Origin of the sequence: Streptomyces sp. NPDC127100, assembly GCF_042724095.1 — a bacterium.
Classification (GTDB): Bacteria; Actinomycetota; Actinomycetes; order Streptomycetales; family Streptomycetaceae; genus Streptomyces.
In genome coordinates this window covers 34,064-60,872 of sequence record NZ_JBHXFL010000008.1, presented here as the reverse complement: position 1 = coordinate 60,872, position 26,809 = coordinate 34,064, and the positions used below count along the sequence as shown (strand labels likewise).

Sequence of the window (26,809 nt, the reverse complement as noted above, 5' to 3'; positions counted from 1 at the left end):
GTGGTCAGTCGCGGGCCGCCCGGCGTTCCGCCTCGCTGATCGGCGGGCCCTGGAGGTGCGGCCTCCGCGGGCCGAACAGCATGGGGACCAGCATGTCCCGCGAGAAGAGCCGGGTCGGGGGTCGCTCCATGCTCATCACGTCGAGCAGGGCACCCAGGGCGCGGGGACTGCGGGCGCCGGTGGCGACGGCCCGGTCGACGTAGCGGGCCAGGAGCCTCTCCGCCACGGCCGGCGGGGTGTCCGCGGCGCCCGGGTAGAACGCGTCCTGGCCGACCGCCAGGCCCCAGGCGCCGGCGACCGGGCGGGCCGCGGCGCGCTGGAGGGCACCGGCCGTCCCGGGCGCGGTGAGGCCGGTACGGCGCAGCACGTCACGGACGGCGAGGGCGCCCTGCGCGGCGACGGTCAGGCCGTGCCCGTAGACGGGGTTGTAGCCGGCGACGGCGTCACCGAGGACGACGAAGCCGTCGGGGCGGCGCCTGAGCTTCTCGTAGTAGCGGCGCCGGTTGGCGGTGCTGCGGGTGACGGTGACGTCTCCGAGCGGTTCGGCGTCCCGCAGCAGTTCGCCGATGACCGGGTCCGCGAGGGAGAGCGCGAACGGCACGAAGGTGTCCGGGTCGGGGCCGGGCTCGCCGCCCCGGGTACCGCCCAGGGTGACGATCCACCGGTCGCCCTCGACGGGCAGGATGACGCCGCCCCGCCCGGGCGGATCGGCCGGGTTGGCCTGCACGTTGATCAGCGGGAAGGCGCCGTCGGCCGTGCTGCCGGGGGCGCGGTACACGCGGGTGGCGTAGGTGAGGCCGGCGTCGACCTCCCGCTCGGTGACCCGGGGCAGGCCCAGGTCGACGAGCCACTGCGGGGCACGGGAGCCGCGTCCGGTCGCGTCCACGACGAGGTCGGCGTCCAGCAACCGCTCGTCGCCGTCGCCGGCCAGGACGCGCACCCCGCTCACGCGGCGGGCGTTGCCCTCCAGCGACAGGGCGGCGGTGTCCTGGCGCAGGGTGATCCGCTCGCCCTTGAGGACGTGGTCGCGGACGACGGAGTCGAGCAGGTCGCGCGAGCAGACCAGGTTCCGGTGGTGGGTGGCGAGGAACCTGCGGAACCACACCTCGTTGGGGGCCCGGGACACCATGTCGCCCATGATGCGGACCAGGCGCCCGCCCCGGCACACGACGTCGTCGACGAGCCCGGGCAGCAGCTCCTCCAGGGCCCGGACCCCGCCGCTCCACACCAGGTGCGCGTGCCGGGCCTGCGGAACGCCCCGGCGCGGCTCGGGCCCCTCGGGCAGGACGTCGCGCTCGACGACCGTGACGTCCGCGAACTCGGTGAGCACGGCGGCGGCGAAGAGGCCCGCCGCGCTGGCGCCCAGGACGACGGCGCGCGGCCGGTGGGCGACGGGTTTGTCAGGCATGTGCGTTGAGGCCGCTTTCTGTGCTGGTCACCCGGCGGCCGAGGGCGGCGATGGCACGCCGTCGGTACAGGGCGAGGGAGATGGTGCCGATGTGGTCGCTGATGTCGGTGCCGATGCCCGGCGGCCGGTCGGACGCGGGCGCCGGGACACCGGCCGCACAGGCGTCGATGGCGTCGCGCAGCGCGACGGCTCCGGCGAGGTCGCGGGCCCTCGCCTCGCCGTGGACGGCGCGTGCCGCGGCCAGGGCCCGCCGGTGGACGTCGTGGCGGAAGTGCGGGGCCAGCAGGAGCAGCGCGTCGTGGATGCGCTGCTGCCGCTGCATGACCCGCAGGTCCAACGGCACCCAGAACCCGAAGCGGGCCGGTGCCGCCGCCGGCGCGAGCACCCGCAGCGCCCGCCACAGGGGCCGCAGCCGCAGGTACTCCCGCTGGTCGCGGACCGCGTTGCGCAGCGCCGGCCCGGCCTGCGGGACGATGAACCCGACGGCGACCAGCGACGCCTGGAGCAGGGCGAACGGCGGCGCCACCCGCGTGCTGAGGACGTCCCAGTCCGTCCCGCACCACCGGGCCGCCACCGCGGCCAGTTTCGCCCCGTCGAAGACCAGGCCGGCGGCGAAGCCGGCCAGCAGGAGGACGACCCCCGACCGCACCCAGCGGTCGGTCACGGCCGGCGACCACTGGCGCAGCATCCGGGCGGCGACGATTCCGGTCACCGCGTGCGCGCCGAGGTAGAGCAGGATGTGCTCGCGCATCCAGGGCGTGCCGGCGTAGTAGGTGTCGAGGTCGTACACGCGCGGCTCCGGCACGCTGGCCAGGAAGAAGGTCACCCACAGGCCCGCCACCACCCCGCCGTACGCCCAGTGGATGCGGCGGATGCCGCGCCTGCGCCGCTCCGACGGCGGCTCCCGCCAGCGGGTGATCATGGTCAGCCCGGTGGCGCCGGACGCGGTCAGGAACGAGTACGCCCACGGCGAGGCGAAGTTGGGGATGCCCGTCCACGCGTTGAGGCGCTCGATGTTGACGGGCGTGACGACGACGAGGACGCACGTCGCGCACACCAGCAGCACGGTCGTCGCCCGCACCTCGGGGTTGCGCCAGGCCCGTACGAACGTCGGCAGCTTGAGCAGGACGGCGAGGGCGAGGAGGACGGTGGGCAGCGCGTAGGGGACGTGGAGATGCGCGGCCATCAGAGCAGGCGCCCGCCGCGGCTGGTCAGCGACAGGTTCATACGGCCCTCCACGGTCGCGGGGGAGACCGGGCCCTCCGCGTACCGGCCGCGCATCCAGGTGCGTACCTCCCGCCCGAACAGCAGCCCGAAGGTCTCGGCGGCCACTTCGTGCCCGTCCGGCGACCCGGCCCGGGCCGCGACGGCCAGCAGCGCGTCGCGCGGCACCTCGGCCTCGGCGAGGATCTGCTCCGCCGCCCGCCGCACCGCGTCGGACGTCTGCTGCGGCGGGGCACCGGCCCGCGCGGAGGCCTCGGCGAGCCCGGCGACGCGGTGCCCGCAGTCGCCCTGCTCCTCATGCCACAGCTCGTGCCCGAGGATCACCAACTGGGCCTCGGGCACGGTGCGTTCCTCGACCACGACGAGGGACCGGTCGCCGAGGTCCAGCCGCAGCCCCGACACCGGGATGTCCGCCGGGAACGCCCGGAACACCAGCTCCACCGGCCGCCCCGCGCGCACGCTCATGGCCCGGCAGAAGGCCCGCATGACGGCCTCCGGCTCCGCCGGTCTCTCGACGTCCTGGGCCGCCTCCCTGCCGAGCTCACGGAGCAGCGCCTTCATCGCTCGCGGACCCACCGGCCGGGGCCTCCCTCCCGGGGACATCACCGACGTACACCGACATGACGGGGAGACCCTAGTGACCCCCGAGTTTCCGTTCGACCCTTCCGAACAACTCAGGCCACGGCTTGGCCGGAACTGGACCATTTGGGACACACATCGGCCGCGGCGGCTCCCCCTCCGCGCCGCCGCGGCCGATCCCCGTGCGGGAAAGGTCTACTTGCCGTCCCGGCCCAGGGCGGGCGGGGCCGGCATCGCGTTGTCCATCGTGGTGATGGTGTCCTTCGCGGGCGGCGTGGGCATGGCGTTGTCCATCGTGGTGATGGTCTCGTCCTTCGCCGGCGGCGTGGGCATCGCGTTGTCCTGCGTGGTGGCTTCCGCGTCCTTCTTGACGTCGCTCATGTGCTCGGTTCCTTCGCTGCGGTGACGGCTGGTGAGGAACGCCCGTCCAGTGGCTCCCCCGTGGGCCGCCGGACGGGCGTTCGGAGCCGCACGATAACTGGCCCGGCTCCCGGTCAGACCGCCTGCCCCCCGACGCGACGGTGTGACAGGAAGAAGACTGCACGGGGGAGATAAACGAACGCTGAACGCCCTCAGGCGGCCGCGGCCGGGGAGAGCAGCGCCCGGACCTCGTCGGCCTCCGGCGCCCCGCACTGCTGGAAGAGGCCGAGCGCGTCCTGCCAGCAGGCACCGGCCCGGTCCGCCTGGCCGAGCCCGGCGAGAGCGCGTCCGAGGAGCGTCAGGACGTTGCCCCGCATCCGGTCCCCGCCGATGCACCCCAGCGCCAGCGCCTGCTCGGCGTGCTGCGCCGCCTGCGCCGGACGCAGGGCCGACAAGTGCACCTGGGCGATACGGAAGTTGGTCGTACCCTGCCACAGACGCTGCCGGTGGTCCTCGAAGATGCGCAGCGCGCTGGCGAACTGCGCGAGGGCGTCCGTGTGCCGGCCGGCCCCGGTGAGCGCGATGCCCAGGGTGAAGTGCCCGTTGGCCAGGCGCATGGTCCGGCCGATCTCGAGCTGGGCGGTCAGCCCCCGGTGCGCGATGGCCACCGCCTTCTCGGTGTTGCCCATGCCCAGGTGGGCCCGGGAGAGGTTGCAGAGGCTGAGCGCCTCGCCGGCCCGGTTGCCGGCCGCCCGGTAGCCGTCGATGGCCTGCTCCAGGAAGGACTGCCCGTCCGCGTACCGGCCCTGGTGCAGCGAGATGAGACCCCGGTCGTTCGCGACCCAGCTCACGGCGGTCGTGTCCCGCGCGGACTGCGCGCGCGCCATGGCCAGTTCCGCCTGTTCGGCGGCCTGCTGGATACGGCCGGAGACCAGCAGGACGTTGGTGAGCGTGGTACGCGCCCGGCCCTCGGCGCGCGGATCCCCGCCGGCCCCGGTGGCGTCGCACATCGCCCTGGCCGTCGTCTCGTACTGGTGGGAGTTCGCCCCGGACTCCGCCAGGTCCTTGGCCGCCCACAGCAGGTCCACCGCCCGCCGCAGCCGGTCGGTCCCGGCGGACTGCCGCACGCACGCGAGCAACGGCGCCGCCTCGCTGTACAGCCAGTCCAGCGCCGCCGAGCCCTCGGTGAAGGTCAGCCCCGGGTACTCGGTCGGCTCCAGGCCGTCCACGAGCCGGTCGCCCGGCCGCTCGATCGCGTACACCCCGGCCGCCGTCGCCAGGTAGAAGTCCAGCAGCCGCGACAGCGCCGCCCCCCGCTCGCTCGGCGGCTGCTCGTCGCGTTCCGCGCACGCGCGGGCGTAGAGCCGGACCAGGTCGTGGAACCGGTAGCGGCCCGGCGCCGCCGACTCCAGCAGGGACGTGTCCACCAGGGACTCCATCAGGTCCTCGGTGTCCTCCGCCGGGAGGTCCAGCAGCGCCGCCGCGGCCGCGAGGGAGATGTCCGGGCCGTCCGCCAGGCCCAGCAGGCGGAAGGCACGGGCCTGGGCCGGCTCCAGTTGCCCGTAGCCCAGCTCGAACGTGGCCTTGACCGCCAGGTCGCCGGCCTGGAGCTCGTCCAGCCGGCGCCGCTCGTCCGCCAGTTTCGCGGCGAGGACGGACACCGTCCACGTGCGGCGGGCCGCAAGGCGCGACGCCGCGATGCGGATGGCCAGCGGCAGGAAACCGCACGCCGCGACCACGTCCAGGGCCGCCTTACGCTCCGAGGCGACCCGCTCCTCGCCCACGATCCTGGTGAAGAGCCCCAGCGCCTCGTCCGGGGACATCACGTCCAGGTCCACCAGGTGCGCCCCGGCGAGGTCCACCATCCGCACCCGCGACGTCACCAGCGCCGCGCAGCCGTCCGTGCCGGGCAGCAGCGGGCGCACCTGCGCCGCGTCCCGGGCGTTGTCCAGCAGGACCAGGACGCGGCGGCCGTCCAGGACGGAGCGGTAGAGGGCCGCCCGCTCCTCCAGGGAGTCCGGTACGGCCGAGTCGGGCGTGCCCAGGGCGCGCAGGAACGATCCCAGCACCGTCTCCGGTTCCGCCGCCCGCGCCCCCGTGCCCTGGAGGTCGACGTAGAGCTGCCCGTCCGGGAAGGCGGCCCGCGCCCGGTGGGCCACGTGCACCGCGAGGGTCGTCTTGCCGACACCGCCGATGCCCGCCAGCGCGGAGACGGCCATCACCCGGCCCTCGGCACCCGACGCCGAGCCCAGCACCTCGCTCAGCTCCCGCACGAAGGACGCGCGTCCCGTGAAGTCCGGCACCGTCGCCGGCAGCTGGGCCGGCCGGACCGGGGCGGCGGCCGGTTCCGCGGCCGGCGCGGACGGTTCCGCCAGGGCCGGGTCCGCCTGGAGGATGCGCTGTTGCAGCTCCCGCAGACCGGGCCGCGGGTCGACGCCCAGCTCGTCGGCGAGCAGCCGGCGCGTGTCCGCGTACACGGCCAGGGCCTCGGCCTGGCGCCCGCTGCGGTACAGGGCGAGCATGAGGAGCTCCCGCAGCCGCTCGCGCAGCGGATGCGCGGCGGTCAGCGCGGTCAGCTCCGAGACGGCCTCCGCGTGGCAGCCCTGCTCCAGGTCCATGTCCAGCCGCGTCTCGAGGAGCTGGAGCCGCCACTCCTCCAGCCGGACCCGCTGCGCCCGCGCGTACGGGCCCGGGACGGCGGCCAGCGCCTCGCCGTCCCACAGCGCCAGCGCGCGCCGCAGCACCTCACGGGCGCCGCACAGGTCCCCGGCGGCCCGCGCCTTCTCCGCCTCGACGGCCAGGTCCCGGGCCACCGACAGGTCCAGGGCCCCGGCGTCCGGGCCGCGCACGGCGTAGCCGCCCGACTCGCTCACCAGCACCCCGGGGTCCAGGACCTTCCGCAGCCGGGACGCGTACGTCCGCACGGCCGCCAGCGCCTGCGACGGCGGTTCCTCGCCCCACAGGGCGTCGATCAGCTCGCCGGCCGTCGCCGTACGGCCCTCGCGGAGCAACAGCGCGGCCAGCAGCGCGCGTTGCTGCGGGGAGCCGGTGGCCAGCGGCTCGTCGCCGCGCCAGGCGCGCACCGGTCCGAGCACGCCGAAGCGCAGCGCGGCCGACTGCTCCGGTTCCGCCGGGGATCCGGGCAGCCGCTGCTGCGGGACCCGCGGTCCACCGTCCATGCCGTCCCCCTAGGACATCCTGAGCAACCACGTCAGTTTGCCTTGTTCATGCCGACCTCGTCAGCCGTGGGAGACGCCGATCACAGGTTCCTCACCTGCTTCCGTCCCCGTCCAGGTCCACCCGCACCGTCAGCAGTCCGGTCCCGACGCCCATCGCCCGCACGGCCAGGCTGTTGAACCGGGGCAGGCGGCGCAGGCGCGCGACCGGGTCGTCGCCGGGGAGCGGCAGGGCCGTCCCCGTGTGCCAGCGGCCCCGGATCCGCACCCGGACCCGCGGGTCGGCGCGGATGTTGCGGATGTACTGCGCCCGCTCGCCGAACTCCGACACCAGCCAGAAGGAGTCGCCGACCCGGCGTCCGCCGACCGGTGTGCGGCGGGGGAGGCCGGAGACGCGGCCGGTGGTCTCCAGCAGGGTCTGGCCCGGAAGGCGGCGCGCGACCGCGTTCAGCCGGCGCTGCAGGGCCGTCACGGCCCGGTACTTGGCCTCGGCATAGGACGACATCGTTCGTTCACTCTCCCGTCTCGTGTGCCTCCATGTTCTCCGGACAACCTCATGGGGAGGGTGCGGACGGGCGGGAAGACGGGCGGTGCGGGCGTGCGGGTCGTGACGTGGAACCTCTGGTGGCGGTTCGGCCCGTGGGCCGAGCGGCGGAAGGCGATCCTCGCCGTGCTGCGCGACCTCGATCCCGACGTCGTCGGACTCCAGGAGGTGTGGTCCACCGCGGACGAGAACCTCGCCGGCTGGCTGGCCGGCGAACTCGGCCTGCACTGGGCCTGGGCGCCCTCTCCCGCGCCGGAGCCCTGGCAGCGCCGGATCGGCGACGTCACGGTCGGCATCGGCACCGCGGTGCTCAGCCGCTGGCCCGTCGTCGAGCGCGCCGTGCTGCGGCTGCCCGTCCCCGGCGACCTCGACGACGGGCGGCTCGCGCTCTACGCCGGCCTCGGCGCGCCCGCTCACCGGGTCCCGTTCTTCACCACCCACCTGACCTCCGCGTCCCACGCCTCGGCGGTGCGCCGAGGACAGGTGGCCGCCCTCGCCGGTTTCGTCGCGCGGCACCGGTCCGGCACCGGCTTCCCGCCCGTCGTCACCGGCGACTTCAACGCCCGCCCGGACACCGAGGAGGTGCGGCTCCTGCGCACCGTGCCCCTCCTCGACGCCTGGGACCACGCCGACCCGGCCGCGCCCCGCGGCACCTGGGACACGGCCAACCCGTACGTGTCCCGTGCCGACGGCGAGCCGAGCATCCGCATCGACTACGTCCACGTCGGGCCGCCCGGCCCCGGCGGGCTGGGCGCCGTCCGGGCGGTGCGGCGCGCGGGCGCCGGCCCCGTGGCCGGCGTCTGGCCCTCCGACCACGCGGCCGTCGTCGCGGACCTCGACGACGGCCGGCCCGCTACCGCCGCCCCAGGAACACCGGGTTGGTGAACGCCGCCAGTGCCCCCGGCAGGGGACCGGCGGCCGCCTCGTGGCGCAGTTCCGCCCGGACGTACGCCGCGTAGGAGGCCGTCGTCCGCCACTCCACGGTGCCCGAGCCGGACACCGGCAGCGGTGCGCCGGTGAACAGCACACCCTGGTCCGTGACGAAGCGGACCGTGCAGCGCGGGGCGCCCGTCACCTCCAGGCGGACGGTGACCGGGGTGTCCGGGTCCACGGGGAGCCGCTCGCCGATGCCGGCGTGCTCGCCGCGCCCGCCGGACGCCGTGAGGGCGAGCGACAGCCTCGACGACTCGGCGACGTACGAGCGCCCCGCGCGGATGCCCTCCTGGACCGCCTCCCGGGTCAGGTCGTCGGCGAGGACGACGGTCTGCGGGTGCCCGACGACGTCCGGGTCGCGGTGGGAGTCGCTGCTGCCCATGGCCGGGATCCAGTCGCGGCCGTCGCGCACCGAGGCGACCAGCATGCCGTCCCAGTCGGCCAGCGCCACCTCGTCGTCGGGCGTCCAGGGTCCGTTCCACACCTCGACCGCGTCGGCCTCCCCGAAGCCGAACTTCCAGTTGCAGCCGATGCAGGTGGCGTGCGGGTGGGCCGGCACGACCAGGCCGCCGGCGCGGCGGATCTGCCGCGCGAACCGGCCGAAGCGGTTGTCGCGGGCCCGGTAGCGCCAGTCGACGAAGGTGCCGGGGTCGGTGCCGAGGGCGACCACGTGCCCGTTCCGCGTCGTCACCTCCTCGCCCAGCATGATCAGCAGGTCGTCGCCGGCCAGGTCCGCCCAGTGCGCGTGCGCGGAGTGCGTGTTGTGCTCGGAGGAGTTGACGAAGTCCAGCCCCGCCGCCCGCGCGAGCGCCGCGATCTCGGCGGGCGTGCGGCGGCCGTCGGAGTGCACGGAGTGCAGGTGGCAGTCGCCCCGGTACCAGGCGCGGCCCCGGCCCCGGGCCCGCGACGGCGGGTACACGGGCCGTGCGGCCTCGCCGGGCTCCCCGTACGTCAGCGTGATCGTGAGCTCGTACGACAGTCCCTGCGGCGCGACCGTGTAAGGGCCGAGCGCGATGTGCCAGGTGCCCGCCCGCACCGGCCCCGGCACGTAGCCCGGCGTGGCGTCGTCCGCGCGGACGAAGAACTCCGTGCGCGCCCCGCCCGACCAGCCCCGGAAGCCCCGGCCGCCCAGCCCGGTGCCGCGCTCGTCGAAGACGCCGATGTCGAGGGCGTTGCCCGGCGTCCCGGCGGGGACCGCGGGCCGGTCGTAGGTGTAGGAGACCCTGATCTCCCGCACGCCCGGCGGGACTTCGACCGGAACGTACACGAAGTCGGGGGAGCCCGGGGGAAGGGTCCCGCGTACGGTCCTCGTGCGCGGTCCCGGGCCGCCCGCTGCCGAAGCGAAGCTCACGGTCCCCAAGGTAAGCGCGGCGGCGGCTCCCGTCACGAACACCGCGCGTCTGCCGATTCCGGCGTGGTCGTCCTCGCACATGCTGCTCTCCCCAGGTGTCGTGGGTGACATGGCACGGGTGGTGCGGGGGTGGTGCGTGCGCCCAACCCTGGTATTGAGCCGTGAACTCCCGGGCAAGGAAAGGGGGTCGGCGGATGGAGGGCCGGAAACCGCCCGGTGGGTGGTCGGCGCGCGCTCCGCGTCCCGATCATGGCGCTCGTATGCTCGAAGGATGACGACTTCCGCGACCTCCGGAACCGGACCCGCCGACGCCACCGGCCCCACCGAGAACTCCCTGCGTCGCGCCCTCAAACGCGCCCGGGACGGTGTCGCCCTCGACGTCTCCGAGGCCGCGGTGCTGCTCCAGGCCCGCGGCGAGCACCTCGACGCCCTCACCGCGTCCGCCGCCCGGGTGCGGGACGCGGGCCTGGAGGCCGCCGGGCGCCCCGGCGTCATCACGTACTCGAAGAGCGTCTTCATCCCCCTGACCCGGCTGTGCCGGGACAAGTGCCACTACTGCACCTTCGTCACCGTGCCCGGCAAGCTGCGCCGGGCGGGCCACGGGATGTTCATGTCGCCGGACGAGGTGCTGGACATCGCCCGCAAGGGCGCCGCCCTCGGCTGCAAGGAGGCGCTGATCACCCTCGGCGACAAGCCCGAGGACCGCTGGCCCGAGGCGCGCGAGTGGCTCGACGCGCACGGCTACGACGACACGATCGCCTACGTCCGCGCCGTCTCCATCCGCGTCCTGGAGGAGACGGGCCTGCTGCCCCACCTCAACCCGGGCGTCCTGACCTGGACGGACTTCCAGCGCCTCAAGCCCGTCGCGCCGTCCATGGGCATGATGCTGGAGACCACCGCGACCCGCCTGTGGTCCGAGCCCGGCGGCCCGCACCACGGCTCCCCGGACAAGGAGCCCGCCGTGCGGCTGCGCGTCCTGGAGGACGCCGGCCGCTCCTCCGTGCCCTTCACCTCCGGCATCCTCATCGGCATCGGCGAGACGTACGAGGAGCGCGCGGAGTCCCTCTTCGCGCTGCGCAAGGTCTCCCGCGCCTACCACGGCGTCCAGGAACTGATCATCCAGAACTTCCGCGCCAAGCCGGACACCGCGATGCGCGGCATGCCGGACGCGGAGCTGGACGAGCTGGTCGCCACGGTGGCCGTGGCGCGGCACATCATGGGCCCCTCGGCCTGCCTCCAGGCCCCGCCCAACCTGGTGGACGCGGAGTACGAGCGGCTGATCGGGGCGGGCATCGACGACTGGGGCGGGGTCTCCCCGCTGACCATCGACCACGTCAACCCCGAGCGTCCCTGGCCGCAGATCGAGGAGCTGGCGGAGAAGTCCCGCACGGCCGGCTTCGAGCTCCGGGAGCGGCTCTGCGTCTACCCGGAGTTCGTCCGGCGCGGCGAACCGTGGCTGGATCCGCGCCTGCGCCCGCACGTGGCGGCGCTCGCCGACCCGGACACCGGTCTGGCGCGCGAGGACGCGGCGGTGGAGGGGCGGCCGTGGCAGGAGCCCGAGGAGGTCTTCGAGGCGTCCGGCCGCACCGACCTGCACCGCACCATCGACACCGACGGCCGCACGTCCGACCGCCGCGACGACTTCGACGAGGTGTACGGCGACTGGGGCGCCCTGCGCGAGGCGGCCGCGCCCGGCATGGCACCGGAGCGCATCGACACCGACGTGCGCCAGGCGCTGGCGACGGCGGCCGACGACCCGACGAGGCTGACGGACGCCGAGGCGCTGGCGCTGCTGCACGCCGACGGTCCGGCGCTGGACGCCCTGTGCCGGGTGGCCGACGACGTCCGCAGGTCGGTGGTGGGCGACGACGTGACGTACATCGTCACGCGGAACATCAACTTCACCAACGTCTGCTACACGGGTTGCCGTTTCTGCGCGTTCGCGCAGCGCCGCACGGACGCCGACGCGTACACGCTCTCCCTCGACCAGGTGGCGGACCGCGCCCAGCAGGCGTGGGAGGTCGGCGCGGTCGAGGTCTGCATGCAGGGCGGCATCCACCCGGACCTGCCGGGCACGGCGTACTTCGACATCGCGAAGGCCGTGAAGGCCCGCGTGCCGGGCATGCACGTGCACGCCTTCTCGCCGATGGAGGTCGTCAACGGCGCCACCCGCACCGGCATGTCGATCCGCGAGTGGCTCGGCGCGGCCAAGGAGGCGGGCCTCGACTCCATCCCGGGCACGGCGGCGGAGATCCTCGACGACGAGGTCCGCTGGATCCTGACCAAGGGCAAGCTGCCCACGGCCACCTGGATCGAGGTCGTCGAGACGGCCCACGAACTCGGCATCCGGTCGAGCTCCACGATGATGTACGGCCACGTCGACCAGCCCCGCCACTGGCTCGGCCACCTGCGCACCCTCGCCGGCATCCAGCAGCGCACGGGCGGCTTCACGGAGTTCGTGACGCTGCCCTTCATCCACACGAACGCGCCGGTGTACCTGGCGGGCATCGCCCGGCCGGGGCCGACGATGCGCGACAACCGGGCGGTCACCGCGATGGCCCGTCTCCTCCTCCACCCGCACATCCCCAACATCCAGACGAGCTGGGTGAAGCTGGGCACGGAGGGGGCGGCGGAGATGCTCCGCTCCGGTGCGAACGACCTCGGCGGCACGCTCATGGAGGAGACGATCTCCCGCATGGCGGGCTCGTCGTACGGCTCCTACAAGTCGGTCAAGGACCTGATCGCGGTCGCCGACGCGGCGGGCCGCCCGGCCAGGCCCCGCACCACGCTGTACGGCGAGGTCCCCGAGGAGCGGCAGCGGGCGGCGGCGGCCTCGGACGGGCACCTGCCGGAGCTGCTGCCGGTGCTGGACTGACCGCGGCAGGACCGAGGCACGGGCCGCTCACAGTACGATGATCGGACCCCCGGTGTGTCGGGGTTCTCGTAGCTGAGGAGATGCGTGCCCGTGCCTGCCCGACTTCCCTCGTGGGCCTGGGTCTCCGGTCTGACCGTGGGAGCGATGGCGGCGGTAGCCGTCCTGACCGTGCAGGCGGACCGGGGCCCGCACCCCACCGCCACGGTGGCCGATCCGAAGCCGTCGGCCACGGCGGAGGCGTCGCCCAGGCCGAAGGAGACGGCACCGGCCCCCGTCCCGGACGGCTCCGGCACCGGGCGGCGCATCGTCTACTCCCTCGGTCAGAAGCGGGTCTGGCTGGTCGACGCGAGCGACGCCGCGCGCCGGACGTTCACCGTGTGGCCCGGCTCGGTGAGCCCCGACCCGGGCTCCTACACGGTCGGCACCCGCACCGAGGGCGCCACCACCGGCTCCGACGGCGTGCGGATCGAGCGGATCGTCTACTTCGCCCTGGAGGACGGCGTCTCGGTCGCCTTCTCCAACGCGGTCGACGGCTCCTCGCCCCCGCCGCCCGTCCCGGGGACGAAGACCGGCGGCATCCGGCTCCACAAGGCGGACGGCGAGGCCGTCTGGGCGTTCGCGACGGCCGGCACGAAGGTCACGGTCGTCCCGTAGGACCGCCCCGCTCCAGCGGCAGGTGGGTGACGATCAGCACGACGCCGCTGAGCAGGAAGATCCGCGTCGCCGCGTCCAGCCCGTTCCAGGTGTCCGACTGCCACATGGCGAACCACTCACCGCCGATGCCGATGAAGCCGACGCCGAAGAGCAGCATCACCATCAGCAGGCCGAGGGTGGAGACCCGGCGCGCCCTCGCGCCGTCCCGCCGGAACCAGAACCAGGTACCGGCGATCAGCACGAGCGCGGCCGCCGTCTCCCAGGCGATGATCGCCACGTAGGCCGCGTTCTGTAACCCCTCGCTGGTGACGGCCCGCCACATCAGGTCGTCGTCCTTGAAGGTGGTGTCCATGGCGAGCACGTGCTGGACGAACGCCTGGTTCGTCCCGAAGTCGGTGATGTTCCCGAAGGCGACCAGCGCCATGTAGAGGGCGACGGTGCCGGTGAGCAGGGCCGCGGCCAGGGGCAGGGCCCGCGAGGCGGTAGTGGTGGTCATGCCCACCTCATTACCCACGGGCCGGACGCTCATCCGGCCGTCGTGACGGCCTGCACGAAGGCGGCCCACGAGGCGTCGGCGAAGGTCAGACGGGCGGCGTCGGGAGCCTTGGAGTCGCGCACGTGGACGGTGGCGTCGGCGGGGGGTATGGCGACCTCGACGCACTCAGGGCCGTCATTGCTGCTGTAGCTGCTTCTGAACCACTCGAGGGCGGAGGTCATGTCTCTTCTCCCATGACTTTCTCGATAAAGGCCAATGACTCGCGGGGCGTGAGTGCTTGCGCCCGGATGATCCCATAGCGCAGATCCAGGGTCTGGACCTCGTGCGGGTCAGTAATGACTCGGTTGTGCAGTTGGGCTTCCGAGTGGCCGAACGCCGTACCGCCTCGGAGCTTCAACAACTGCAGCGATCCGGCCATCCCCGCGTGATCGTCACGGTCCGTCGGCATGACCTGAATCTCGACGTGCCGCAGACTTCCGATCTCCAGCAGGTGTTCGAGTTGCTGCCGGAGCACGCTTCTGCCGCCGAGCGGCCGTCGCAGTGTCACCTCTTCCTGGACAAAGGTGAGCTGAGGCCGCGGGACACGCTCGAAGACAGCCTTCCGCGCCATACGAGCGGACACGTAACGGTCGGTCTCCTCCTCCGTGTACGCCGGGCGTCGCATCGCGTACAGGGCGCGCGCGTACTCGGGGGTCTGGAGCAGCCCGTGGATGTGGTGGCCCGCGTAGGCCCCCAGCTCGACCGCCTCCTCCTCCAGCCTCGCCAAGTCCCTTACCTTCTTCGGGTAGCGGGCCTTCTCCACGTCCTCCTTCATGGTCGAGAGCTTCCCGCCCGCGCCGAGCACCTCGTCGGCCCTGTCCAGGAAGTCGGGCTTGGGCACCCGCCGCCCGCGCTCCACGGACGAGACCATGTCCTCGCCGTACCCGATGGCGGACCCCAGTTCGGCCTGGCGCAGCCCGGCCGCCTCCCGCCACAGCTTGATCTGCCGCCCGACCGCCTTGAGCACGGCCGCGGCCTCCTCGTCCTCCACGTCTTCCCCTCCTGGCGTACGACCCGTACGACCACGGCAGGCACCCGGACAGTCACTCTCGGTACCGAGGTCGGTGCTGTTCAGGGTAGGGACGGGCGGCCACGCTGGGTGACGTGAATCAGAAAGTGGACCCACCCGTCACGGCGAACGCGCCCCAGTTCGCGATCCAGTTGTCCACGACGCGCAGGGGTGCCCGGCTCGCCCGGCTGCTCACGGAACGCCAACTCGACGACTGGGGAGTGCCGTCCGGGGAGGCGGTCCAGGTCGTCGCCGAACTCGCCGCGAACGCGGTGCTGCACGGCCGGGTGCCGGGACGTGACTTCCGGCTGGCCCTGCGGCTGGCCCCCGGCGGTACCCTCCGCGTCGAGGTCACGGACGCCCGGGGCGACCGGGTCCCGCGTCCCCACGACCCGGCCACCGAGGACGCGGAGGGCGGACGTGGCCTGCACATCGTGGCGGCGTACGCGGACCGTTGGGGCGTCGACCAGGGGCCGGCGCCCGCCAAGACCGTCTGGGCCGAACTCTCACCGGGTCGCGGCCGGACGTGACCCGGCCGGGCACGACGCCAAAGACCAAAGAACCGGGGAAAGAACCGAACCCGCCCCGCCGCCCCCGTCGATCACTCTCCGGAGTGAACTGCGACGGCTGCGAACGCGCCTTCCGCGCACCGCGCCCGGGCCGCTGCCGCGACTGCCGGGCAGGCAGCCCGGCGGAGCGGGTGGCCGCGTAACCACCCGCCTCCGCACCCGCCCCGGAACCCGTGCGTCGTCACGTGAACGTTTCCTCACCGTTCCAGCCCTGACCGACCATTCCCGTTCGAATACAGTGCTGGACGTCGCACGTACGGACAGTGGCGTGGACGGTACCGAGGGGAGGTCCGGGTGGGCGCGACAGCCGGCACCGTGTGGGGTCGTGCCGAGCAGCAGGACTTCCGGAGCCGGGTGCGCGGGACGTTGCTGGGGGTGGCCGTCGGGGACGCCTTCGGGGCGCCCCTCGACGGGATGGACCCCGACGCCGTCCACGAGGCGCACGGGCCCGAGGGGCCGGCCGACCTCGCCCCCGCCCACGGGCGGCGCGGTGCCGTCACCCACCTCACGCAGCTCACCCTGTTCTCCGTCGACGGACTGATCCGCGCCCAGGTGCGGCGCGACACCGGGGCCTGGCATCCGCCGACCGATCTGCACCGGGCGTACCGGCGCTGGTTCGCGACCCAGCACGACTGGGGGCCCGACGAGCGGCGCAAGGACGACGGCTGGCTGGCCCGCGAGGAGTGGCTGTACACCCGGCGCGACCCCACGCGGGCGCTGCTGCTCGGGCTCGGTGACGACACGATGGGCACTCCCGAGGCGCCCAAGAACCCCGGTGAGCGCGGGCCCGAGGCCGCCGCCCGGTCGGCACCCTTCGGGCTGCTGGTCGGCTGGGAGCCGCAACTCGTCGCCCAGCTCGCCGTGGAGTGTGCGGCGCAGACCCACGGCCACCCCACCGGGACCCTCGCGGCGGGCGCGTACGCCGTGGTCGTCCACGCGCTGGCGCGGGGGGAGGGCCCGGACCCGGCGGTGCAGCGGGCGCTCGCGCTGCTCGCCGTCCGGCCCGGGCACGAGCCGGTGTCGGAGGCGTTGCAGCAGGCGCTGGGCGCGGTCCGGCAGGGGCTCCCGACGCCGGCGCGGGTCGCCGAGCTGGCCGGCGAGGGCACGGCGGAGGGCCTGGTCGCCGCCGCCGTGTACTGCGCCCTCGTCGCCGAGGACGTACGGCACGGGCTGCGGCTGGCCGTCGGCCACGGCGGGCCCTCCGCCGCGGCCGGCGCGCTGACGGGTGGGCTGCTCGGTGCCCTGCACGGCGAGACGGCCCTCCCGCCGGCCTGGGTGGCCGAGCTGGAGGGCCGTCCGACGATCCTGGAACTGGCCGACGACTTCGCCATGGAGATGACCCAGGGCCCGGCCCTGCACGGCCCCGCGGGCTCGTCCCCGGGCTGGCTGACGAGGTACCCCCGGGCGTGAGCGGGTCCGGCGGCGGACCTCAGTCCTTCACCCGGGTCCGCCCCACCGCGTCGCCCCTTTCTCCCGCGGGCGCCGGGACGGCCGCCGCCGCTCCGGAGGCGTCGTCGTCCCCGTCCGTGTTGACCCGCTCGATGACGGCGAGCCGCTCCGGGGTGTCCTCCGGCTTCAGATAGCCGATGACGACGTAGAGCACCAGGGACACAGCCAGCGGCACGGACACCTGGTACTCCAGCGGCACCCCGCCCTCGACGTTCCAGTTGATCGGGTAGTTGACCAGCCAGAACGCGAGCAGGCCGGCCGCCCAGCTGGTGAGCGCGGCCGTCGGGCCGGAGCGGCGGAAGGGCCGCAGCAGGCCGAGCATCATCGGGATGGCGATCGGGCCCATCAGACCGGCGACCCACTTGATGACGACGGTGATGATGTCCTTGAAGGTCGGCGAGTTGACCTGCGTGGCCACCGCCATGGACAGGGCGAGGAAGACGACCGTCGTCACGCGCGCCGCGACCAGCCCGGACCGTTCGCCCCAGGCCCGTGCCCGCGCCGACACGACCGGTGCCACGTCCCGGGTGAACACGGCCGCGATGGCGTTGGCGTCCGACGAGCACATGGCCATGGTGTGCGAGAAGAAGCCGACGATGACCAGGCCCAGCAGGCCGTGCGGGAGGAGCTGTTCGGTCATCAGGCCGTAGGAGTCGGAGCCGTCCGGCTTCTGCGACTCCACCAGCAGCGGCGACATCCACATCGGGAAGAACAGCACCACCGGCCAGACCAGCCACAGCACCGCCGACAGCCGCGCCGACCGGGCGGCCTCGCGGGCGTTGCTCGTGGCCATGTAGCGCTGGGCCTGGTTGAGCATGCCGCCGTTGTACTCGAAGAGCTTGATGAAGAGGAAGGCGAGCAGGAACACCGTCCCGTACGGGCCGACCAGCGGCTTGCCGTGGCCCTGGAGGGCGGGCTCGTCCCAGACGCCGAAGAAGCCGCCGTGGTCGCCGAGTTTCATGACGACGGCGACGAACATCGCGACGCCGGCCAGCAGCTGGATGACGAACTGGCCGAGCTCGGTCAGCGCGTCGGCCCACAGACCGCCGATCGTGCAGTAGATGCCCGTGATGACGCCGGTGATCAGGATGCCCTGGTTGAGGGAGATGCCGGTGAAGACCGACAGCAGCGTGGCGATGGCCGCCCACTTCGCGGCGACGTCCACGATCTTCAGGAGCATGCCGGACCAGGCCAGCGCCTGCTGGGTCGGCAGGTTGTAGCGGTTCTTCAGGTACTCCAGCGGGGAGGCCACGTGGAGCCGTGAGCGCAGCCGGTTGATGCGCGGCGCGAACAGCTTCGACCCGACGGCGATGCCCAGGGCGATGGGGAACGACCAGGTGACGAAGGACGTGACGCCGTAGGTGTAGGCGATGCCCGCGTACCCGGTGAACATCACCGCGCTGTAGCCCGACATGTGGTGCGAGATGCCGGACAGCCACCAGGGCATCTTGCCGCCGGCCGTGAAGAAGTCGCTGACGTTGTCCACGCGTTTGTGCGACCAGACGCCGATCGCCACCATCACGGCGAAGTAGCCGATGAGCACGGACCAGTCGAGACCGTTCATGTGCCCCCTTCCGGGGTCCGCCTTGTGAACTCCGCTCAGCTGGCTGGCACTTCGCAAGAGCGGGGTGTGGGCGTGGCGCGCGGCGAAGTGCCCGCTCATCGTGGTTGCGTCGGCGAGGGCACGACAAGAAAGCGGAGGGTCAAGAGCGAGTAAAAAGGTTCTACTTGCTGACCTCCGTTCATGCACATGAACGTCCGGAGGGTGTGACGGCCGGCGCCCGTGAACGGGGTGTCCGGCCGTCTCCCCAGCTCGGGGGCGGTCCGCGCTACTCCTGCGGCGCGAACTTCAGCTTGTCGCCGAGCTGGTCCACGAGCTGCTCCCGGAGCCCGTCCCTCATTTCGTCCGGGCAGGGCGTGCCGCGCGAGAACCCGTACGGTGCCGCCAGCCGGTACGTGCCCGCCTCCGGGGCGATCAGCACCGTCCACGTGTCGCCGTCGACGGTCTCGTCCGTCTCCGTCAGGCAGCCGTTGACGTTCTCGAACGTCTTCGGCGTGCCCTCGGGGCGGTCCTCGGAGTCCTCCGTCTCCCGGGGCGGCTTCAGCTTCTTGCCCTCGGAGTCGACGAGGCTCAGCCACGGCGAGTACGGCATCCGGACCAGGACGGGGCCCGCCCTGTTCACGTCGATCGTCCACTCGCCCTGTTCGGCGCGCTGGACGAACGCGTTCGGCTCGGCCAGCGGGGCCGGGTCGGTCACCTGGAACAGCTGCCAGTTGGCGTCGCCCCAGATCTGCTTCAGGTAGGGCAGCCCCCGCTGCACCAGCTCGCGCTCCCGCTCGCCGCCGTCACCGTCCGGCTCGTCCTTGGGCAGCACCACGAAGTGCACCGCCCAGCGCTGGAGCCACTCGTGGTAGTTCGCCGAGTTGAGCGTGTCGTCGTAGAAGAGGGGGTTGCGCTCCATGTCGGCCTGGCGGTTCCAGCCGCGGGCCAGGTTCACGTACGGGGCGAGCGCCGAGGCCTCGCGGTGGGAACGGGCGGGGACGACCTCCACCCGGCCCTTCTCCGCGCCGACCTCCTGGAGCTCGTTCACGAGCGGCGCCAGCTCGCGCGCCCAGGAGGCGGCCGGCGTGGTGTGGACGGCGTCGTCGGCCGACTTGAAACCGATCCAGCCCGCGAAGCCGGCGAGCGCGACGACCACCGCGTACCACTTGCGCGAGCGCGGCACCGTGAAGGGCAGCGCGGCCACCAGCACCGCCCCGGCGAAGAGCATCGACAGGCGCGTGATGTTGGAGCCGATCTGGGAGCTGATCACCCAGACGAGGAGCACGGCCAGCCCGTAGACCGCCGACGTGATCCGCACGGTGGTCCAGGAGCGCGGCACCAGCGCGAACACGAAGCCCGCGTAGAGCAGCGGCAGGACCGTCGAACCGAAGCCCATGGGCTGGGTGCCGGAGAACGGGAACAGCCAGGCCGACAGCGCCACCACCGCGGCCGGCGCCAGGCCCAGCGCCCAGGCGCCCGGCCGGCGCTTCTGGAGGAAGAGCGCCACCGCCACCAGGCCCACGAACAGGCCCGAGACGGGCGAGGACATCGTGGACAGCGCGGCCAGCGGCGCCGCGCACAGCGCCTTGGCCCAGCGCTCGTGGCGCCAGCGGTGCGGCCAGCAGAACACGGTGGCCACCGCGCCCAGCGCGAACATCGTGCCGAGCCCGAACGTCACCCGCCCCGAGATGGCGTTGGCCAGCAGCCCGAACAGGCCCGCGAGCGACGCCCACAGGGGATTGCGGACCACGCGGCTGCGGATCAGGATCAGCGTCAGCAGCCCGGCCGACAGCGTCCCCGCGATCATCATCGTGGTCCGCACGCCGAGCACCGACATCAGGTACGGCGACACCACGCTGTACGACACCGGGTGCATGCCGCCGTACCAGGCGAGGTTGTACGCCGAGGCCGGGTGCCGGCCGACGAACTCCGCCCACGCGTCCTGCGCCGCGAGGTCGCCACCACTGTTCGCGAAGGTGAAGAACCAGGCGATGTGGAGGATTCCGGCGAGGGCGGTGACGGACAGGACGGGGTGGCGCAGCATGCGCTCGCGCACGGCCAGGAGGGCGGCGTTCACCGCGGACGGCGCTTCCGGCCCGGCAGGCTCCGGCCCCGCGGGCTCCGGCCCGGCAGGGTCCGGCCCGGCACGGTGGGGCTCACGATCGCCGTCCGCCGGTCCGGCGCCGGTCCTCCCGCCGTCCCCGGCGTCCTTGCGGGGTGCGGGTACGCGTGGTCGCGGGCCCGTCCCCGAGCCCGGATCGGCGTCGTCGGCGCGTGTCGGCTCCGCAGTGGCCACCTGAAGGCACTCCCCGTGTCCCGTCTTCTGCTTTCGGCCGCGTCGGTTCCGTACTCTTCACGGCCGCGTTCCCGCGACCCGGCGACCTGCCCCGTTTCGTGACGCTAGCACGCGCTCACGGGCCCCGGCCTCTCCGCCCGCGCGGGTGCCCCGCGCCCCTGCGGCTCTCGATCGCCGCAGGGGGCACGGGGCACCGTGTCCCGGTCCGGCCCGGCGGGCCGGCGGGTCAGCCGATCCGGGTCAGCTTGTCCGTGAAGGCCGGTTCGACCAGGTCCTGCTGGAGGGCGACGGGCACCTTCACCGCGCCGCTCACCCCGCCGTCGCCCACGGTGAGCGTGCCCACCTTGGTGCCGGCCTTCGCCGTGTGCGGCACCTCGTCCGCCTCGAAGGTCAGCTTGACGGTCAGGCCCGGCCAGCCGACGGCCTTGACGTCCTGCGTGGCGACGACCGGCGTCCGGCCGCCGAGGCCGTCGTCGACGTACCCGACGACGGAGCCCTTCTTCAGGATCGTCGACGACTCCAGGGTGTCCTGCGCGGCCCGGATCAGCTCGTCGCCGGCGCTCAGCGCGGCGGCGAGGATCCCCTCGTCCGCGGTCGCCGGCTGGCGCACCACGGCCCCGACGATGGTCCGGGTCTCGCCGCCGACCTCCTTCTTCGCCGCGAAGACGAGGTTGCCGAGCGCGGAGGTGGTGGTGCCGGTCTTGATGCCGACCACGTTGTTGTGACCGACCAGCTGGTTCCAGTTGCCGTGGTTCACGCCCTTGTAGTCGTCGTACGACATCATCGCGGCGACCTCGCGGAACGCGGGCTGCTTCATCGCCTCCTTGGCCAGCTTCACCTGGTCCACGGCCGTGCTCACCGTCGTGTTGTTCAGACCCGACGGGTCGGTGTACGTGGTGTTGGTCATGCCGAGGTCCTTCGCGGCGGCGTTCATCTTCTCGACGAACGCCTTCTCCGACCCCGCGTCCCAGCGGGCCAGCAGCCGCGCCACGTTGTTCGCGGACGCGATCAGGATGCTCTGCAGGGCCTCGCGCTCGGAGATCTTGTCGCCCGCGTAGACCTTGACGGTCGACTCCTGGCCCGCCTCCGACTGGTCCTCGGCGGTCTGGTCGATCGCGATCTCCGGGCCGGCGGCGCCGCTCTTGAGCGGGTGGTCGCGCAGGATCACGTACGCGGTCATGACCTTGGCGACACTGGCGATCGGCACGGGCTTCTGCTCGCCGGAGGAGCCGAACGAACCGATGCCCTGCACGTCGAGCGCGGCCTGACCCGCGGACGGCCACGGGATCTCGGGCTTGCCGCCCTCGAAGGTGAAGCTCTCCTGCGCCGTGAGGTCGAGCGTCGGCTCGGGCAGCGGGCGCATCGACTGCACCACACCGAAGACGATCACCAGCAGGACGACCAGCGGGGTCCAGATCTTGACCCGGCGTACGGTCGTCCGCAGCGGGGTCTCCGGGGGCGGCGGGGTGTTCGTCAGCTCCGCCAGCAGGTCCAGCGGCGGCTTCGGCGGCAGCGGCTGCTGCGTGGTCCGGTCGGGACCGACCTGCGGCACGGCCGCGGTGGCCGCGGCGGCGGACGCGCGGGGCGCCCCGCTGCCGGGCTGCGCGGGCTGTGCGGGCCGCGGGGGCTTGCGGGTCGCCGGATCGTCCGGCTGCCGCAGCGCGACGAACTTGCTGGTGCGCTCGGCCTCGGCCTCGGGCGTGCCGGCCCCGTCGGGCTTGTCCGCCTTGCCGGTCCTGTCGGTCTTCCCGCCCTTCTTCCCGGCGTCGCCCAGCTTCAGCATGGTCGTCGGCTGGTCCACGGAGGGCTTGGCGGGCGGCCGTACGGCCTTGAAGACGGCGGTGGGCTGATCGACGGGGCTCTTGTCGGCCCCGGGCTCGTCCTCCGCCTCGTCCTTCGCCGTGTCGTCCGTCGCCGCGTCGTCCGTCCCGTCCGCGTCGGGGCGCGGCTCGGCGGCGGCGCGCTCGTCCGCGCGCTCCTCGGAGGCGTCGGGGCCGTCGGAGGCGTCCTCGGGCCCGTCGGGGGCCGCGTCGGCGTCCTGGGCCGGCTTCCCGGGGGACGCGGCGTCCTCCGGCTCGCCCTCGGCCTCGGGCCGGGCGTTCGCGGCGGCCCGCTCGTCCGCGGTGGCGACCCACGCCGCCACGGCATCGCGCAGCCGGCCGTCACCGGAGGTCTCAGACGCGCTCTTCCCGCCGGCCTCCTCCGGACCGTCGCCGTCCTCGCCGTCCACCTGAGCACCGGACCCGGACTCGGCGTCGGCGTCGGGCTCGGTGCCGGCCTCGGTTCCGCCCTCGGCCGCGGGCTCGGGTTCCGCGTCGGTTCCGGCCTCGGCCTCGGCCTTCGCCTCGTCGTCCGCCGCGGCCACGGCCCCGGCCCCGCTGCCGCCCTCAGGCGTCTTGGCCTCCGCCGTGTCCGCCTCCGGCGTCTCGGCCTCCGCCGTGTCCGCCTCCGGCGTCTCCGCCTCCGCCGTGTCCGCCTCCGGCGTCCCGGCCTCCGCCGTGTCCGCCTCCGGCGTCTCCGCCTCCGGCGTCTCCGCCTCCGGCGTCCCGGCCTTCGCGCTGCCGGCCTCCGGCGTCTCCGCCTCGGTGTCCGTGTCGCGGACCGAAAGCACCCGGGTGGCCGTATCCACGCCCCCTCGGGGCTTGCGGGACCCGGCGGACGCCGACGGCTCCGCGGAGTCCCGCGCCACCGCCAGCCGCGGATCACGCGGCTCGCTCGCCTCTGTCCTGGCTTCGGGAACCGGACCCGCGCTCCCCGACGTCGGTTCTACCGACGACTCGCGCTGCTTCGACCTGTCGGGGGACTCGCCCGCCACCGATGCCTCCTCCATGCGCCGCACGTCCTGTGTGCGCTACCGAACATGTACCAGTGTCCTGTGTACGGGTAGGACCCACGCGGTAGACGAGAACGACATACCTACTGGTTCCACTACGAAGCGGTCACGCACCCTCGACAGACCAATGTGAGAGGGGTCACCCTGTCTGTCATCCACGCGGGGAGGCATGGATGGGCAGGAGCCGCAGAACACTTCCGGAGGAGCTTCTGCTGCTGGCGCTGGACCCGACCACGGGTACCACCGCACAGCCGCAGTCGCTCGACCTCGGTCTGGCCGGAGCACAGCTGGTGGAGCTGGCGCTGGCCGGACGGATAGCCCCAGACGGGGATCGTATCGCCGTGGTGGCCCCACGGCCGACTGGAGATCCGACACTCGACTGCGCGTTGGAGTTGCTGCGAAGGCGTGGCGCTCCCGTACGGGCGGTCAACTGGATTGGCGGGCCCCGCCTGGGGCTGCGTCAGACCTACCTCTCGCATCTGGAGCGCTGCGGCATGGTGCATGCCGTGGAGGGCCAGATGTGCGGGGTGCTGCCGACGACTCGCTACCAGGCGACGGACACGGCGATCAGCCGGGAGATCAAGGCCCGGCTGGACTCGGCGATCCGCACCGGCGTACCGCCGGACCCGCGGACCGCGGCGCTCGCCGCGCTGGCCCACGCGGTCGGACTCGGCAAGCACCTCTACCCGGGCAACGAAGGACGCTCGTCGCGGTCCCGGCTGCGGGACCTCATCCGGCACGACCCCATGGGCGGCCTGGTGGCGCACGCGGTGATGGACGTCCAGAACGGTGCGGCGGCGCAGCCGCGCCGCAGCCCGGCACCGGCCGGCCGGCAGGCCGCCGGACCGGGGGCGAGGCCCGCCCCGGAACCCGCCCGCGGTGTTCCGGCGCAACCGCGCCACGGATCCATGGCCCGTGCCGTGGTCCACTGAGCCGCACCACGGGCATCACCAACGCCCCACGCACGACCGCGCCATGTACGACCGCACCACGCACGACCACGCACCGCCGCACCGACAGTCCCCTGGACCCGGTAACGGGAGCCGCAGGTCCGCGCGGGGCGGCGGGACCGACCGTACGTCCGGCACACCCGGACGGCGCCGGACCCGCCGCCCCGCGCGGCCATGTGTGCGCAAGCGGTCCGGAACCGGCGTGCGGGCGGCGCATGTCGACCGTTTGCCAGCGCCGGAAAGCTCCTTGGTGGCAGTCTGCTCAACAGCAGATACGCAAAGTGGCAGGCATGAGTCACGCAGCCGGAGGTGCACGTCCCGTGGCGTCCAATGTCAATCCCACCGTCAGGCGGCGCCGGCTGGGCCAGGAGCTGCGCCGGCTCCGCGAGCTCAAGGGCATGACGGCCGAGGAGGTGGCGGAGCGGCTGCTGGTCTCGCAGTCGAAGATCAGCCGCCTGGAGAACGGCCGGCGCAGCATCAGCCAGCGCGACGTCCGCGACCTGTGCGGGGTGTACGAGGTCGAGGACCAGCGGGTCGTCGAGTCGCTGATGCAGATGGCGAAGGACTCGCGCCAGCAGGGCTGGTGGCACGCCTTCGGGGACATCCCCTACAGCGTCTACATCGGCCTCGAGACCGACGCGGAGTCGCTGCGCACGTACGAACCACAGATCATCACCGGCCTGTTGCAGACCCGTCAGTACGCCGAGGCGCTCATCCAGGGTGCGTTGCCCGAGACGTCGGTCGCCGACATCGAGAAGCGGGTCCAGGTCCGCATACGGCGTCAGGAGCGCATCTCCGCCGCCGGCAACCCGCTGCGGCTGTGGGTGGTCCTCGACGAGGCGTCGCTGCGCCGGGTGGTGGGCGGCAAGCAGGTGATGCGCGAACAGCTCGAGCACGTCGCCGAGATGTCGCACCTGCCGCACATCACCGTGCAGGTGCTGCCGTACGACGTCGGGGCGCACCCCGGCATCAACGGGCAGTACTCGATCCTGGAGTTCGCCGACGCGGCCGACTCCAGCGTCGTGTACATCGAGGGCGTCACCAGCGACCTGTACCTGGAGAAGGCGCAGGACGTGCAGAAGTACACGGTGATGTACGAGCACCTGAGGGCCCAGGCGCTGAACGTGGAGCAGTCCCGTCAGCTCATCGAGGACGTGGCGAAGGAGTACGCACGCTGAGGGCGGCGGGGATGCTACACCCCCGTTGCGCTGTTCAGGAAGAGTCACCTGGAATATGCCATCCGGTCGGGTGAATGGCGGCTCCGATCGGCGAGGCCAGCGAGTAGCGTCGATCACGCCAAAGATCACGTGTCATTGGCGTAAACCGCACTCACTCGCCATCGGAGCAGACATGGCAATTCTTCAGGGCGCCACGGATTCTTGGACCAAGTCCTCCTACTCCGGAGGAAACGGCGCGTGCGTCGAGGTCAAGTCCCCGGTCGTGGCGGCGCTCGCGGTCCGCGACTCCAAGGTTCCCGCGGGTCCGGTGCTGGCCTTCCCGGCCGATGCCTGGAACGCCTTCGTGGCCTCGGTCAAGGGGTAACAGCCCGGCGCACGACCCCACCGGCCCCAGCGGCCCCGCCGGCAGAGCCCTCTCGACCAGTTCGCCGACCTTGCCGAGAGGGCCCTGTTCACTCCGGCGGCACGGTCACCTCACCGGGAACGCCACGTCGCACACCGGGTCCTCCGGTCCGGCCGCGTCCCAGTCGGCGAAGTACACCTCACGGCACGGCCCGTCCACGGTCAGACCCCGGTCGGCGATCCACGCCTCCACCGCCTCGAAGGCCGCCAGGATCTGCGGATGGGCCACCTGGGCCTTGGTGATCCGGGTGCAGGCCAGCCGCCGGGCCGGCTCCACCCGCACCCGCGCCTGGACCGCACGCCCCTGCCGCTCCACCCACGCCCGTGCCGCCGCCTCGTCGGCGACCGGCACGCACGACTCGGCCGGGCCGTCGCTCTCCGCCGACACCTCGGAGTGGTAGACGACGAACGGCGCCGCCGTCACACCCCCGCAGCCGCGGGCCGCCTCCTCCAGCCGTCCCAGCGAGGCACCGATCCACGCCGGCAGCTCGTGCGCCAGCGTGTGCCGGGTCTCGGTGATCAGCACCTGGCCGGGCACGTCCACCGTCCCGACCGCGAACTTCTCGTACACCTCGGAGCTCCTTCCCGAAAACCGTGCACGGAGGTAGGCGGCGAGCGTGCGCTGCCCGGCGAACCGCGCTTCCGCGTCCGCCCAGTACGCGCCGAGCAGGCCGGCCGCGCCGGGCCCGTCGGCACGGACCACCTCGGCGACCCGCGCCAACGGCATGTCGAGCTGGCGCAACAGGGCCACGAGCCGGGCGCGTTCGACCTGGCCGGTGCGGTAGTAGCGGTAGCCGGTGGTCTCGTCCACATGGGCCGGCACCAGCAGGCCCAGGCGGTCGTACAACCGCAGGGCCTTGGCCGACAGCCGGGCCCGCGCGGCGAACGCCCCGATGGTCAGCAACTCGTCGTCGCGCGCATCGTCCACGTCGTCATCCTCC

The 26,809-nt window shown here is 73.4% G+C and carries 22 protein-coding genes; 8 read left to right on the top strand and 14 right to left on the bottom strand.

Annotated features, from left to right (window positions below):
• Nucleotides 1–4: 4 nt before the first annotated feature.
• From ACFWJB_RS11345 to ACFWJB_RS11320, 6 genes are all read right to left on the bottom strand, one after another.
• Entirely contained in the window at nt 5–1,408 is a 1,404-nt protein-coding gene (locus tag ACFWJB_RS11345; RefSeq protein WP_386921780.1) for an NAD(P)/FAD-dependent oxidoreductase, read from the bottom strand.
• Nucleotides 1,401–2,594 carry an MAB_1171c family putative transporter gene (locus ACFWJB_RS11340; RefSeq protein WP_386921778.1) on the bottom strand — a complete coding sequence of 398 codons (1,194 nt, stop codon included), beginning with the start codon at nt 2,592–2,594 and terminating at the stop codon, nt 1,401–1,403. Before ACFWJB_RS11340 ends, ACFWJB_RS11345 begins: the two co-directional genes overlap by 8 nt.
• Nucleotides 2,594–3,208 carry a toxin gene (locus tag ACFWJB_RS11335; protein ID WP_385465346.1) on the bottom strand — a complete coding sequence of 205 codons (615 nt, stop codon included), beginning with the start codon at nt 3,206–3,208 and terminating at the stop codon, nt 2,594–2,596. Before ACFWJB_RS11335 ends, ACFWJB_RS11340 begins: the two co-directional genes overlap by 1 nt.
• A gap of 198 nt (nt 3,209–3,406) precedes the next feature.
• Nucleotides 3,407–3,592, bottom strand: coding sequence for a hypothetical protein (locus ACFWJB_RS11330; RefSeq protein ID WP_385465349.1), 186 nt, complete (start codon nt 3,590–3,592; stop codon nt 3,407–3,409).
• A 191-nt stretch (nt 3,593–3,783) separates the two neighbouring features.
• Entirely contained in the window at nt 3,784–6,750 is a 2,967-nt protein-coding gene (locus ACFWJB_RS11325; protein ID WP_386921775.1) for a BTAD domain-containing putative transcriptional regulator, read from the bottom strand.
• A 91-nt stretch (nt 6,751–6,841) separates the two neighbouring features.
• Complete coding sequence (locus ACFWJB_RS11320) at nt 6,842–7,252, bottom strand: nitroreductase family deazaflavin-dependent oxidoreductase (protein WP_386921773.1); 411 nt, start codon at nt 7,250–7,252, stop codon at nt 6,842–6,844.
• 93 nt (nt 7,253–7,345) lie between these two features.
• Between ACFWJB_RS11320 and ACFWJB_RS11315 the strand changes: the two genes are divergently transcribed.
• Complete coding sequence (locus tag ACFWJB_RS11315; protein ID WP_386921771.1) at nt 7,346–8,176, top strand: endonuclease/exonuclease/phosphatase family protein; 831 nt, start codon at nt 7,346–7,348, stop codon at nt 8,174–8,176.
• Here ACFWJB_RS11315 and ACFWJB_RS11310 read toward each other — a convergent pair.
• Nucleotides 8,145–9,656, bottom strand: a complete 1,512-nt coding sequence (locus ACFWJB_RS11310; protein ID WP_386921769.1) for a CehA/McbA family metallohydrolase — start codon at nt 9,654–9,656, stop codon at nt 8,145–8,147. The two genes, ACFWJB_RS11315 and ACFWJB_RS11310, sit on opposite strands and share 32 nt — an antisense overlap.
• A 190-nt stretch (nt 9,657–9,846) precedes the next feature.
• Here ACFWJB_RS11310 and ACFWJB_RS11305 point away from each other — a divergent pair, with 190 nt between their 5' ends.
• Nucleotides 9,847–12,450, top strand: coding sequence for a bifunctional FO biosynthesis protein CofGH (locus ACFWJB_RS11305; protein WP_386921767.1), 2,604 nt, complete (start codon nt 9,847–9,849; stop codon nt 12,448–12,450).
• A gap of 90 nt (nt 12,451–12,540) precedes the next feature.
• Nucleotides 12,541–13,104, top strand: coding sequence for a hypothetical protein (locus tag ACFWJB_RS11300; RefSeq protein ID WP_385465367.1), 564 nt, complete (start codon nt 12,541–12,543; stop codon nt 13,102–13,104).
• On the opposite strand, the gene ACFWJB_RS11295 is transcribed toward ACFWJB_RS11300, so the two are convergent.
• The 3 genes from ACFWJB_RS11295 to ACFWJB_RS11285 are packed head-to-tail and all read right to left on the bottom strand — an operon-like array spanning nt 13,088 to nt 14,630.
• Nucleotides 13,088–13,600, bottom strand: a complete 513-nt coding sequence (locus ACFWJB_RS11295; RefSeq protein ID WP_385465370.1) for a DUF2165 domain-containing protein — start codon at nt 13,598–13,600, stop codon at nt 13,088–13,090. The genes ACFWJB_RS11300 and ACFWJB_RS11295 overlap by 17 nt on opposite strands.
• A 29-nt stretch (nt 13,601–13,629) precedes the next feature.
• Nucleotides 13,630–13,821, bottom strand: a complete 192-nt coding sequence (locus tag ACFWJB_RS11290; protein WP_385465373.1) for a DUF397 domain-containing protein — start codon at nt 13,819–13,821, stop codon at nt 13,630–13,632.
• A complete protein-coding gene (locus ACFWJB_RS11285; protein WP_385465376.1) occupies nt 13,818–14,630 on the bottom strand; it encodes a helix-turn-helix transcriptional regulator in 813 nt (270 codons plus the stop codon). Before ACFWJB_RS11285 ends, ACFWJB_RS11290 begins: the two co-directional genes overlap by 4 nt.
• Before the next feature lie 113 nt (nt 14,631–14,743).
• On the opposite strand from ACFWJB_RS11285, the gene ACFWJB_RS11280 reads away from it, so the two are divergent.
• Nucleotides 14,744–15,178: an ATP-binding protein gene (locus ACFWJB_RS11280; protein WP_386921764.1), complete on the top strand. Its 435-nt coding sequence runs from the start codon at nt 14,744–14,746 to the stop codon at nt 15,176–15,178.
• Nucleotides 15,179–15,511: 333 nt separating this feature from the next.
• Nucleotides 15,512–16,627 carry an ADP-ribosylglycohydrolase family protein gene (locus ACFWJB_RS11275; protein ID WP_386921762.1) on the top strand — a complete coding sequence of 372 codons (1,116 nt, stop codon included), beginning with the start codon at nt 15,512–15,514 and terminating at the stop codon, nt 16,625–16,627.
• Between the two features lie 19 nt (nt 16,628–16,646).
• Here ACFWJB_RS11275 and ACFWJB_RS11270 read toward each other — a convergent pair whose 3' ends face one another.
• The 3 genes from ACFWJB_RS11270 to ACFWJB_RS11260 form a co-directional block, all read right to left on the bottom strand.
• A complete protein-coding gene (locus tag ACFWJB_RS11270) occupies nt 16,647–18,230 on the bottom strand; it encodes a sodium:solute symporter family protein (protein ID WP_386921760.1) in 1,584 nt (527 codons plus the stop codon).
• A 265-nt stretch (nt 18,231–18,495) separates the two neighbouring features.
• A complete protein-coding gene (locus tag ACFWJB_RS11265) occupies nt 18,496–20,505 on the bottom strand; it encodes an MFS transporter (protein ID WP_386921758.1) in 2,010 nt (669 codons plus the stop codon).
• A gap of 226 nt (nt 20,506–20,731) precedes the next feature.
• Complete coding sequence (locus ACFWJB_RS11260; protein ID WP_386921756.1) at nt 20,732–23,335, bottom strand: D-alanyl-D-alanine carboxypeptidase; 2,604 nt, start codon at nt 23,333–23,335, stop codon at nt 20,732–20,734.
• A 176-nt stretch (nt 23,336–23,511) separates the two neighbouring features.
• Here ACFWJB_RS11260 and ACFWJB_RS11255 point away from each other — a divergent pair, with 176 nt between their 5' ends.
• From ACFWJB_RS11255 to ACFWJB_RS11245, 3 genes are all read left to right on the top strand, one after another.
• Nucleotides 23,512–24,270, top strand: a complete 759-nt coding sequence (locus ACFWJB_RS11255; RefSeq protein WP_189233184.1) for a GPP34 family phosphoprotein — start codon at nt 23,512–23,514, stop codon at nt 24,268–24,270.
• 338 nt (nt 24,271–24,608) lie between these two features.
• On the top strand, nt 24,609–25,466 hold the full coding sequence (locus ACFWJB_RS11250) for a helix-turn-helix domain-containing protein (protein ID WP_385465392.1): 858 nt from the start codon (nt 24,609–24,611) through the stop codon (nt 25,464–25,466).
• A 172-nt stretch (nt 25,467–25,638) separates the two neighbouring features.
• On the top strand, nt 25,639–25,830 hold the full coding sequence (locus tag ACFWJB_RS11245) for a DUF397 domain-containing protein (RefSeq protein WP_385465395.1): 192 nt from the start codon (nt 25,639–25,641) through the stop codon (nt 25,828–25,830).
• A 105-nt stretch (nt 25,831–25,935) separates the two neighbouring features.
• Here the strand turns inward: ACFWJB_RS11245 and ACFWJB_RS11240 are convergent, their stop codons facing one another.
• A complete protein-coding gene (locus tag ACFWJB_RS11240) occupies nt 25,936–26,796 on the bottom strand; it encodes a MerR family transcriptional regulator (RefSeq protein WP_386921752.1) in 861 nt (286 codons plus the stop codon).
• Nucleotides 26,797–26,809 lie beyond the last annotated feature (13 nt).